This window comes from Glaciecola sp. MF2-115, from assembly GCF_047250385.1.
GTDB lineage: Bacteria > Pseudomonadota > Gammaproteobacteria > Enterobacterales > Alteromonadaceae > Glaciecola.
The window spans coordinates 82,333-94,307 of the sequence record NZ_JBLBVM010000051.1; the positions used below are offsets into that span (position 1 = coordinate 82,333).

Here is an 11,975-nt window from a genome sequence, read left to right on the forward strand (position 1 = left end):
AGCTCACATATTTTTATTGCAAAAAATCGCGACAAGTTCTTTTACCGGTTTCCTATTCTGCGCATTTTGACTAATAAAACGTCGGGCGGAAAAACTTTTGAACTTAGCACCTTGGTACAACTTTCGAGAAAGTGGCGTGTCGTGATTACTAATTACAACGGTTATTGGACGTGAAGCAACCGCTTCCTTCACAGTATTCGCTAGGTTTTCTTGAGCTTCTAAACTAAATCCATTAGTCGCGTATTGCGTAAACGAGGCTGTTTTACTAATTGGAATGTAGGGCGGGTCACAGTATATAACGCTATTATCAGGTGCTTTTTTAATAACGTCGACATAATCCAAATTAGTGAATTCAGCCTTTTGAAAGCGCGCTGCGAAGTTGCGTATTTCAGCATCAGGCATTTTCGGTTTTACGTAACGTCCAAAGGGAACATTGAATCCACCTTTGCGGTTGTATCGACACAGACCATTGTAGCCATGGCGGTTTAAATATACGAAAAGCAAGGCTCTGCGAAATTTATCATCGCTTGAATTGAACTCCTCTCGGCGTTCGTAATAAAAGTCTGAGTCGTTTGTTTCTTTGGTAAATAAGGGCGCTAGTTCTTCAATAAAAGCCTGAGACGATCCCTGAATCAATTTGTACAAATTTACTAGGTCTTTATTAATATCGTTCAGTTGATAGTTTTCGTATTCAGCATTAAGTGCAACCGAGCCTGCGCCAAAGAAGGGTTCTATCAACTTTGGTGAATGAGGTAAATGAGGGAGAATATGCTCAAGCAAGGAATATTTGCCGCCAGCCCATTTTAAAAAGGCCCTATTCTTATTATTTTTATGCACGACTGTGATTTTTACTGCAAAATATTTTCAAAAGTGGCAATAGACTACCATAAAAAGCGCAGACCATAAAAAATTTACGCGTTTAAAAAACAGCTGAACAACTTATTATCGATTTCGTATTTCGAGTTTTACTTGTGCAAGATCTTTTGCAAACGGCGAGGTTGCCTGAACAGATTGTGGTAAAAGTGCGGCAGCTTCTCGCGCATCCGCAAGATTATCAAAGGCTTGATTAAACAATACGACATGCCAAGGTCCGCCATATCGCGTGGTTTGATATACCCAAACGAAATTCTGCAATTGGTTATCTACAATAAATTCACTTAGAACGCTGCGATTTTGTATCCCCGAAATTTGTAATAAAACGGCAGGCTCTGATAGGGCTAATATTTCCGTCTCGTCAAATTCGTAGTTAGTCGTATCTGCGATCGTTTCTGGTTCAGCTGGTGTTGCGTCCTCGATAACTGTAGGGGAAGATGGCGAAGCTTCAACAGAGGAAGCTTCAGTAGAGGAGAGCTCTTGAGCTGGCAGTAATTCATTTCCCAATCTTGCATCTAATTGTTCAACGCTGATGATGTCAGGCACTGCAAAGTCACCCTCTAGGTCAGAGCTCTCAGAGCTTGAACCTTCAACAAAGGTGCTTGGGTCACCAAGGCGATTGGAATTGACACTTTCATCGATAAGACCTGACTCGGCAGTTCTTGAATCCACAAGTTCTTCGTTTTTCACTATCTCGAATGCCGAACTTACTTTGAGCTCATCGCCTGCTTGGGGGTTAGCTAAACTGGGTTCGAGCGCTAGAGCTTCATTATCTACTTTTAAGGTTTTAATTTTTGTATTGCTTGTTTGCTTAGCTTCATCCCAAGTTGCAATTAAACCAGAATCGTTTTGTGTTTCGGTTTCTTGTGCTTTTTCCTTTTGTGCTGTTTGACCAAGCACCACTTCTCTGTCCAGTTGCTCATTCAGTAAGGCAAGCTGATCTGCATTGAGGTCGGAGTCTGGTGGCAATGACCCGGTTTGAAGTAATGACTTGACGTGATCCGGATACTGCCAACTCATTAATCCTACAAAAACGGAGAAAAGTAAGAACATAACCGCAGCAATAAACCATTTTTGCGTAACAATTGGGGGGGCGAATTCATCTCTTTTGAAAAAACCAAGGGCAAAATTTGGACGCTCTTCCGCCATTAGCGTTTCGAGAGCATTCAGGTCAAATTTGCTTGAATCAACTGACTGTGATGAGAGTAAAACGGGGCGACTACTGTTGCGTTTAGGAAGCCATTTCTTTGCTTTTTCTGCCCAAGCAGTTTCCCCAAATAGGATAACGTTAACATGATGATTAGTATCTAGTTTCTTGCTTTCAGTTACCCAGTCCCAAAGTTCCTGCAAGAATGGGTTTGGCAGTGTTTGTGCTTGTTTAATACAAATCAGAAACGGCCCCGGTTCTTGATGCAGATCTTTCAGTAATTCCTTCAAAGGCCGCACAAAGCTACCTACTTTTTGTCCTAGTAATTGACGACAAATGATGCGGCGGAAGTCAGGGGACTCCATTGTTAATTCAGAAGTGAAGTATGATATTTCGGTGTTTTCTTTTTGAACGGATAAAAAGTCTTCAAGAGTTCTCTGTTGTTGAGCAATACTATCCCCGCTTACAAAAATAAGCTGAGAGGAATAATTAATTAAGTGTTCTAAACGATCTTGCAATTCCGACAATCAGTCACGTCCTTTTCAATTTGGCCAATCAAATTTTTACTGAAATTATAAATAGCGTTAACGCTATTTTGGTCAACGCAATTTAGTTTAAAATACTACTCAACTCTTCATTTGTAACATCATCTATGACTTTTGCAACGCCGATTGATGTTGGCACAATGAATCGCATTTTACCTGACAACACTTTTTTGTCGTGCTGCATATGTTGGATATAGTCCTCAGAATTCATATCTTCTGGGCCGTCAGTAGGCAAAGCAAATAGTTGAATCAATTGCTCAATGCGACTTAAATCTGACGCCGATATCCAATTTCTTAACAATGCTAACTTTGCTGCAAGCACCATGCCAGCTGCAACTGCTTCGCCATGCAACCAGACACCGTAGCCTTTCTCGGCTTCAATTGCATGGCCAAAGGTGTGACCTAAATTCAATAAAGCTCTTACCCCGTGCTCTTTTTCATCTAAATTCACAACTTCTGCTTTAATGGCGCAACACCTCGCAATTAGGTAGCGAAGAGCGTCGGGATCACGGTTTCTAATCGCGCTGTGTTGGTTTTCGATCCAAGAAAAGAACTCACCATCGTACATAATGCCATATTTTATCACTTCAGCCATACCGGCAGAAAATTCTCTCTCAGGCAAAGTAGACAGAGAATTAGTATCGATAAACACGGCTTTGGGCTGATAGAAAGCGCCTATCATATTCTTCCCAAGCGGATGATTAACCGCAGTTTTTCCGCCAACAGAGGAGTCGACCTGTGACAGTAGGGTGGTTGGAACTTGAATAAATGGAATGCCACGTTGGTAACAAGCTGCTGCAAAACCTCCCATATCTCCAATAACACCTCCACCGAGAGCAATGAGCGTCGTGTCTCTGGCGGCTCTGTTTTCTAATAATTGTGTCAAAACGGTGTTGAAATATTCAATGGTTTTATACTGTTCACCATCGGGTAAAATAATTTCAAAAGAATGGATTTCGGCTTCGTCTAAAGTCTTCTTTATAGAATTTAAATATAGGGGAGCAACGGTCTCGTTGCTAACGATTGCGCATTGTTTTCCTTGAATTGCAGAAAGCAAAAAACCGGCTTGATTAAACAAACCGGTTTCAATATAGATGGGGTAGCTACGCTCTCCCAAATCAACGTTTAATGTGGGCATAGCGCGATATCCTTTCTAAAAGTTCCTAAAAATTAAGCGCTTATAAACCAATCTTACTGATTATTTGGTTTGCGACTGCTCTTGCGCTTTGGTCGTCTGTTTCAACAACATAATCGGCGACTTCGGTGTATAGCGGATTACGTTCTGCAGCCAAGTCTCTTAGTACTTGCTCAGGATCGTTATTTTGAAGCAATGGGCGACGCTTATCACGCTGCGTTCTAGCTACTTGCTTATCGATAGTTGTTTGTAAATAAACGACAATACCGCGTGCTGATAATCTATTTCTCACATTTTTTGAGACAATAGAGCCGCCGCCAGTCGCTAAAACAATGCCTTGCTTGTCGGTGAGGTCATTAATAATTCCCTCTTCACGTTTGCGAAAACCGTCTTCACCTTCAAGATCAAAAATCCATGCGATGTCTGCGCCAGTGCGTTTCTCTATTTCTTGATCAGAATCGTAAAAATCGAGGTGGAGTTCGTCTGCAAGGTGTCTACCGATAGTGCTCTTTCCTGCTCCCATTGGGCCAACAAGAAATATATTACGTTTTTCAGCCATGTCTGATTAATTCACATTCTTTATAAAAGATTGAAGTGGGCTTGATGTTTTCTTATTAGCCAACTTTAACTACCACAATGACGCGTTTCGAATTTTTAAACGTCACTGCGAGCGAATAATTTCCTCATTGGAAAATCTATGCTTGGATTATCTCAATTAACTAGCATGATATGCAAGCATTCTTATTCAAGGAAAATATAAAAAACTGCTCTTTAGAACTGCAAAAGAGCGAAGGCTGTACCTTCACTCTTTATCAAGGGGTGCTGATATTAGTGTAATTACACTAATAAATCAGCAACTAAAACCCTTCTTCGATGATTTTTGGTGTTACAAATATCAGTAACTCACGTTTTTGCTCGATAGTTGAACTTGTTTTAAATAAATTACCGACGTATGGAATATCTCCAAGTAGCGGCACTTTAGTGACATCATTTGTACTAACTTGTTGGAAAATTCCGCCTAGAACAATTGTTTCACCATTTTCTACTAGTACTTGAGTACTAATTTCTTGAGTATCAATTGCCACTGCTGGACCAGTAGAAGTAGAAACTGTGTCACCACGTGTATCTTGTGTAACAACGAGGTTCAATATGATTCTGTTGTCTGGGGTAATATGTGGCGTTACTTTTAAACTTAAAACTGCTTTCTTGAACTCTACCGATGTTGCACCGCTTGAAGTTGCTTGAACAAATGGAATTTCAGTACCTTGCTCAATGTAAGCTTCTTGTTGATTAGCAACCGTGATGCGTGGACTGGCAATAATTTCGCCTTTGTTTTCCGCTTCTAAAGCACTTAACTCTAAGTCGAGGATATTACCGTCTACCAAGTTTGCAATTTGGAAACCGATGACGCCTGCTGCACTTGATACAGGCAAGTTAACGTTCAATCTGTCACCGATGTCTGGAACAATGCCTTGTCCTGCAGTGTCCGCACCAACAATTGAACCTGAAGTCGAGTTGTCGTTACCAGCGCCAGTGAAACCCCAACGCACACCTAGTTGCTCATCAACATTATCACGCACAGTTACCATGCGTGATTCAATTAGTACTTGTCTAACTGGCACATCTAAAGCGTCGATAACACGGCGAGCTTCATCAATACTCTCTTGAGTATCACGAATCAAAATTGTGTTAGTACGCGCATCAACTGTTACGTTGCCACGGTTAGATAAAATACCGCCATCGCTAGTTTTCAGAATTGTCGCAATTTCATCTGCTTTAGCATAATTGATTTCGATATTTGCAGATCTTAGTTCTGCTAAGTTTTGTACTTGCTGCTTAGACTGAAGCTGCTGAGTTTCGCGAGCAGTAAGCTCTTCAGTAGGAGCAATCAATAGAATGTTACCTTCTAAACGCTTATCTAAACCACGGATTTTCAAAATCATGTCAAGCGCTTGATCCCAAGGTACACCTGACAAGCTAATTGTTACGTTACCGTTTACTGTGTCAGTAGTTACCAAGTTAAAACCATTTACCTGGGCAATAATTTGTAGAACTTGACGCACTGGTACGTCTTGGAAATCAAGCGAGATAGGCTTGCCTTCATATGTCGTGTTCTTAGCCTGCTTAAGTTCTTCCTTCGTTAATGGGGTAACTGCGATAGTGACTAAACTATTGTCATCCATTTTTTTGATGCGAACTGTGCCTGTATAACGTATTTCAACAATCGATTTATCTTCATCTTGAAATGTTTCAATGCTTTGAACTGCAGTACCAAATTGGCTTACATCTACTTCAACGTATTGATCTTCTGCTAAAGAAGTCTCTTTCATTGTTAAAGTAACCTTGCCTTTAGCTTCTACGATCGTGACAGCAGGTGATTTACCTGCAAAGCCAATGAGTACGTTACCTGTTTTTGCAGAACGATTGAAATCGATACTGTTCAAAGTGGCTATACTATTCAACGTTGCTTCACCCTGAGGGTTAACCAAGTCGATAAGATCTTCAGACTCTTGAGCAACTGCACCCAAGCTGACAATGGCCAAAACGAACGCAATTACTAAGGCCCAATGCGGTTTGTTGGCGTTTAAGCGCTTGTTAAAAATATATTTATCAGACATTATCATTTTCCCCAGCTACTGATGACATGGTTAATGTGGCAGCTTTGGTTTTCCAACAACCAGCGCCGTCAGGTAACATTTCTTCAATAACCACTTCTTTATCCGTTATGTTAATTATTTTGCCGAAAAACAGGCCTATGTATTGACCACGTTTCGCCTTGTGTAAAGTGCCATCATTGGCCTTGATAAGTACCCATTTTTGACCGCCAGTGCTAAATACACCAGCCATCTGTAATGCATCGATACCGTATGACTCTAATTTTTGCTTAGCCCGTTGTCGGTTAGGCTGGGTACAGTTAGCAGTCTGTACTGCAACGCTAGCTGTTTCTTCATTTCCCTGTTGCAGCCTTTGAAATGGGCTTCTCAAACCACTCGATGTATAGTTAACAGGTTTTAATTGCTCAAACTCTGGATATTCTTCAATATTGACATTTGTATTCGATTTTACGCTATCTGTGTAAGCAATTAAGTCATCAAGTTTTGCGCTACATGCTGACAAGGCAATACAAGTCGCAAGTACAAGATAATTTTTATTCATTCTTGTCATTATTCTTGCTCCTCAGTATTTGTATCGGCCTGAGTTGTCGCAGCTCGATATGTTTTTGCTTGCATTTTCAAACTAAGTACACCTTGGCTATTCGTAATGTCGAAGTCATGTAAGGTGACAATTCGTGGAAGGTTCGCGATGTTTGACGTGAATAAACCAAACTCGTGATACGTTCCTTTAACTTCGAGTTGAATAGGTAACTCGGTGTAAAATTCTTTTGGATTCTCTTGCTGCCAATTAAGTAATTTGAACGATAAACCTGCATCGGTTCCGACATATGTAATGTCATCAAGTAAACCTGGTGTTTCATTACTAGTAGGCAATGTTTTCAGCATTGATGAAAAGTCACTTTGCATTCTTACAAGTTGCTTTTCATAAGCTTCAAGGTTAACCGCGATTCTATACTTAGATTCAAACGTACCCCTTAACTCAACTTCTTTGCTTTTCGCGCTATCAAGTTTTGGCAGCTTGCTGCTGATAATTGCGTAGTAGCTAATTGCACTTACAACAACGATGCAGAAAACGGCAACAACGGTTTTGATTTCTTTCGGCCAAATTGCAACCTGTTCAAAATCAAGTTCATTTATTTCTTTAAGTTTGGAAAAATCAAACGCCATTATCGATTCTCCTCATTCTCTTCTATCGCTTTTTGGACAGGAGCCACTTTCTGCGTAATAGAGAAGGTCAATTTAAAGTCACTTACTGCATTTGAAGTGCTAACATCAGCAGTTATTGAAGATAACACGCCACTCGTAAAGACTTCAGATTGTTCAAGGTTTCGCATAAATGAAGACAGTCGATTGTTTGACTCACTGATGCCTACGATTTCAATTAAGTTACCGTTGCGTGACATTTTTTCAAAGGAAACGCCAGCTGGTACAATTCGAGCGAGTTCATCAAAAACAATTGGTGATACGTTTTTGCTGATTTGAAGCTGTTCAATAAGCGCCATGCGTTGTGCAATTTCGCCTTTAGTGCTGCGTATATCCTTAATGCGTTCAATTTTCGTATCAAGAACACCAATTTGCTGCTGCAAGTAATTGTTTCTCGAATTTTGATTTCTAATTTGAGTTTCAATCACTTCACCCAACACCCAAAATACAGCAAGTACTACAATCGAAATAACGACCAATGAACCAATATACTGTTTCTTATGGCGTTGACGTTGAGCTTCACGCCAAGGAAGTAAGTTTACATGTGCCATTGCGAATAACTCCTACTTGCTAAGCCCATTGCTATCGCTAATTGTGCAGCAAACTTATTTAGTCTTTCAGCGTCAACATTGTCAGCGATAGTTAAGTTCGAAAACGGGTTGAACGCTTCTACTTCAATGCCTAAATCTTTAGATAACTCTTCAACTACTGTTGGTAGTGAACCAGCACCGCCAGAAATAAGAATCTTTTCAGGCTGTTGCTTGTGGGTTGTTGATGCGTACATTTGCAATGCACGTTGAATTTGTTGCTGTAAGGCAGACAAAAACATTGGCAAGGTATCTTTAAACCAAGACTCAGGTGCAGAGCCATCCGATATTTGATTTTCAACTTCTTGAATATCTAAAGAATGAATCACGGCCAAATCTTGTATGAATTTGTTCATACCGAAGTTATGTTCTTTACTATAAATAACTTCGCCATCTTCAACGAAACACACCTGCAATAGACTTGCACCGACATTGATACAACATGTTGGCTTGTCTTTTCTGTGTGAAGCGAAGTGAATTAGTGCATTGCCTAAAGCGTAACCCTCAATATCCATAACGACTGGCTCGTAAGGTGCTTCTCTTACTAAGGTAATGCGACTATCAATCATGTCTTTATGCGCAGCGCTCAGTAACACTTCTACTTTTCCGCTGTGAGTTTTGCTTTCGCCTAACTCTTCGAAGTCTAAATAAACCTCTTCAAGTGGGTATGGAATCAAACTGTCAGCTTCAATCTCTATCTGACTTTCTAATTCGAAATCTGTTTGATTAGGCTCCATAAAAACCACTTTACTTAAGACGGATGCGCCAGCGACGGCTATAGCGACATTTTTATTTTTTGTCTTTAAGTTGTGTTTAATCTTCGCCAACGCTTTGCTGACAGCGTCAAAGTCTTTAATTTCGCGCTCATTAAATGCGGAACCCATGATAGGTTCGCAAGCGAAAGCATTTACTTTAGCTACAGAACCGCTAACATCTAGGCAAACTGCCTTGACGTACTTAGTTCCGATGTCTAGCCCGATAATACTTTGGGCTTTTTTCTTAAAAAGCGATTTCATTGAATAGTAGCTCTGTCATAGTTCTAGTATCATAGGTACAAATAATACTGATTTTTTTATACTGTATGGATCTGTTAACGACACCTAGGTATAAAAATTGAGTATTTAAACCCAACTAATAAATGTGAAAACAATACAGTGAAGTTATTAAAGAAACTCATATTACTGACCATCATAGGTTTTTTTCTAGGTGTCATTAGCATCATAGGTATGTATTTTTATCTCAAACCGGAACTTCCGAGTGTGGAGGTTCTTCGAGAAGTGAAGCTACAAACACCTATGCGTATATTTACTCAAGATGGCAAGTTGATATCTCAATATGGGGTAAAAAGAAGAATACCGGTTTCACTTGAAGATGTCCCCGAGACCTTGGTACAGGCCTTGATCGCAACTGAAGATAGTCGTTTTTACAGTCACATTGGTGTGGACCCTATTGGCGTTGCTCGAGCCTTTTTGAATTTAATTGTGACAGGAGAGCGGGGGCAAGGTGCAAGTACCTTAACCATGCAAATGGCTAGAGGTTTTTTCTTAACAAGGGAAAAAGTATTTAGTCGTAAAATAAGGGAATTATTCATCGCCTTGCACATGGAGCAAGAGTTAAGCAAAGATGAAATTCTTGAATTATATTTAAATAAGGTTGAATTAGGCCATCGTGCTTTTGGCTTTGGTGCCGCCGCACAGGTTTATTACGGAAAGAATTTAAATGAGTTGAACCTGGCACAGCTTGCTACCTTGGCTGGTTTACCTCAAGCACCTTCTAAACTCAATCCTATCAGCAGGCCAGAACTTTCTAAACAGCGTCGTCGTATCGTTTTATTGCGTATGCTAGATGAAGGATATATTAACCGCCAACAGTTCGATGAAGCATCGCAAGCACCCGTTACCGCTAAAAAGCATGGCGCTGAGCTAGCGCTTGACGCACCTTATCTAGCTGACCTTATCTACAATGAAATGGTTGAAATTTACGGAAAAGAAATTGCGGAAACCAGTGGCTTCAACGTATATGCTACTGCCGACTATCGTATGCAAAAAGCAGCGCAAGAAGCGGTAATACAGAACTTACATGACTATGATGAAAGGCACGGTTTTAGAGGGCCTTTAGCACAGTTGTGGGAACCGCTTGAACTTCCTAAACCAGAAGACGATATTGAGAATGATGAGACTCTCGCTGACTTTATGGATTCAGAAGCCCTTAATCCAAATGCTTGGTCGCTTGAGAAAGTAACAGCGTATTTGGATAGCGTTGACGAAATAAAGCCGTTACTTCCCGCGGCAGTGCTTGCTGTATTTGAAAAATCTGCCGAAGTGATCATTGCGGATGGCGAAAAAATCACGCTAACTTGGGACGGCTTGGATTGGGCAAGACCTTATATTGATGATCAAACCCAAGGAGATGACCCTGAATTTGCCAGCGATATCCTCAAAGAAGGTATGCTGATATATATCCGAAAGCGCCCTCAAGACGATGTTTGGCAACTCGGACAATTCCCAGATGCAACCGGCGCATTAGTTGCAATGGACCCACACGATGGCGCTGTAAAGGCCGTGGTAGGTGGGTATAGCTTTTATCAAAGTCAATTTAACCGAGCAACACAAGCGAAACGACAAGTAGGCTCTAACATTAAGCCATTTGTCTATGCTGGTGCTATAGATAGTGGTTACACTTTGGCTAGTATCATCAATGATGCGCCTATAAATCAATGGGATAGCTCATCAGGCGTTGCATGGCGCCCACAAAACTCACCCGCAGTATATGAAGGACCTATTCGTTTGCGTGTCGCGTTAGGCATGTCAAAAAACGTTGTCTCGGTGCGTTTGTTACGAGGCGTTGGTTTAGATGAAACAGTCGACTATATTTCCCGTTTTGGTTTCGACAAAGACGACATTCCTCGTGATGAAACCTTATCTTTGGGTTCTGGTTCACATACACCCTTAGAGGTCGTTTCGGGCATTGCTGTGTTAGCTAATGGTGGCTTTGCTGTGCGTCCTTATTTTATACAACGAATTGAGAATGACCTTGGTGAATTAATTTGGCAGGCGGAACCGGCATATGCTTGCAACCCTTGTGAAGACCTTGAAAAAACGGAAACGGAGGAGGATGTTGTTGATGAGTCTGATGTCGAGGCTATGTTAGCAGCTCAATTCAATCAACAATTACAGAATAAACAGAAAGTGGACAAACGTTCTGCTGAACAAGTTGTTAACCCTCAAACTGCATTTTTAGTGACGGAAATGATGAGAACGGCCGTTAAAGCAAATGGTAATTGGAACAACAAAACCTATTGGTTAGGCACAGGTTGGCGCGCTAAAAACCTTTTACAACGCGATGATATTGGCGGAAAAACCGGTACTACCAACGATTCAAAAGACACCTGGTTTAGCGGCTTTGCTGGAAATTTAGTAGCAACTTCATGGGTTGGTTTTGATGATGCGTCCCGTCAATTGGGTCGTGTGTCACGAAATCAAAACTTGGTAAACAAAAACCCAGAGAAATTTAATTGGATGGGTAATGCCATGATTGGTGTAGAAGACGGTGCTAAAGGGGCGCAACCGGCATGGATTCGTTTTATGCAGGATGTGCTCAAAGACCAAGACGAAGTGCCAAAAGTTATCCCAGAAGGCATAGTCAGGGTTCGAATCGATCGTAAAACAGGCAAGTTAACTCGGCGTACAGATCACACTGCGATGTTCGAATATTTTAAAGTGGGAACTGAACCAACCACTTATGTAGTGGATGATGAGTTATCATTGCCCATAGACGACGAAAATCCAAAACGAAATGATCTTGACGATATTTTCTAATCGACTCAATTATTTTACGGGGTTTTCTATACAATTATCTATACTATAGCTA

At 40.9% G+C, this 11,975-nt stretch carries 10 protein-coding genes; 1 reads left to right on the forward strand and 9 read right to left on the reverse strand.

What is annotated here, in order from left to right; all coding sequences use genetic code 11:
* Positions 1-3: 3 nt before the first annotated feature.
* The 9 genes from ACKLNX_RS09825 to pilM all read right to left on the reverse strand — a co-directional run bounded on the left by ACKLNX_RS09825 (position 4) and on the right by pilM (position 9,121).
* Complete coding sequence (locus ACKLNX_RS09825; RefSeq protein ID WP_412972223.1) at positions 4-837, reverse strand: Dam family site-specific DNA-(adenine-N6)-methyltransferase; 834 nt, start codon at positions 835-837, stop codon at positions 4-6.
* Between the two features lie 105 nt (positions 838-942).
* A complete protein-coding gene (locus ACKLNX_RS09830; protein WP_412972224.1) occupies positions 943-2,547 on the reverse strand; it encodes an SPOR domain-containing protein in 1,605 nt (534 codons plus the stop codon).
* An 82-nt stretch (positions 2,548-2,629) separates the two neighbouring features.
* Positions 2,630-3,703 (reverse strand): 3-dehydroquinate synthase, encoded by a 1,074-nt coding sequence (gene aroB / locus ACKLNX_RS09835; RefSeq protein ID WP_411692669.1) that lies wholly within the window; start codon positions 3,701-3,703, stop codon positions 2,630-2,632.
* 40 nt (positions 3,704-3,743) lie between these two features.
* A complete protein-coding gene (gene aroK, locus ACKLNX_RS09840) occupies positions 3,744-4,259 on the reverse strand; it encodes a shikimate kinase AroK (RefSeq protein ID WP_411692670.1) in 516 nt (171 codons plus the stop codon).
* 298 nt (positions 4,260-4,557) lie between these two features.
* The gene (locus ACKLNX_RS09845) at positions 4,558-6,318 is read right to left on the reverse strand and encodes a type IV pilus secretin PilQ (protein WP_412972225.1); all 1,761 of its coding nucleotides are present in this window, start codon (positions 6,316-6,318) and stop codon (positions 4,558-4,560) included.
* Positions 6,311-6,865, reverse strand: a complete 555-nt coding sequence (locus ACKLNX_RS09850; RefSeq protein ID WP_412972226.1) for a pilus assembly protein PilP — start codon at positions 6,863-6,865, stop codon at positions 6,311-6,313. The genes ACKLNX_RS09845 and ACKLNX_RS09850 overlap by 8 nt, the downstream gene beginning before the upstream one ends.
* On the reverse strand, positions 6,865-7,482 hold the full coding sequence (locus ACKLNX_RS09855) for a type 4a pilus biogenesis protein PilO (RefSeq protein ID WP_411692673.1): 618 nt from the start codon (positions 7,480-7,482) through the stop codon (positions 6,865-6,867). The genes ACKLNX_RS09850 and ACKLNX_RS09855 overlap by 1 nt, the downstream gene beginning before the upstream one ends.
* A complete protein-coding gene (locus ACKLNX_RS09860; protein WP_412972227.1) occupies positions 7,482-8,069 on the reverse strand; it encodes a PilN domain-containing protein in 588 nt (195 codons plus the stop codon). Before ACKLNX_RS09860 ends, ACKLNX_RS09855 begins: the two co-directional genes overlap by 1 nt.
* Complete coding sequence (gene pilM / locus ACKLNX_RS09865; protein ID WP_412972228.1) at positions 8,057-9,121, reverse strand: type IV pilus biogenesis protein PilM; 1,065 nt, start codon at positions 9,119-9,121, stop codon at positions 8,057-8,059. The genes ACKLNX_RS09860 and pilM overlap by 13 nt, the downstream gene beginning before the upstream one ends.
* Positions 9,122-9,259: 138 nt before the next feature.
* On the opposite strand from pilM, the gene ACKLNX_RS09870 reads away from it, so the two are divergent.
* On the forward strand, positions 9,260-11,923 hold the full coding sequence (locus ACKLNX_RS09870; RefSeq protein WP_412972229.1) for a penicillin-binding protein 1A: 2,664 nt from the start codon (positions 9,260-9,262) through the stop codon (positions 11,921-11,923).
* Positions 11,924-11,975 lie beyond the last annotated feature (52 nt).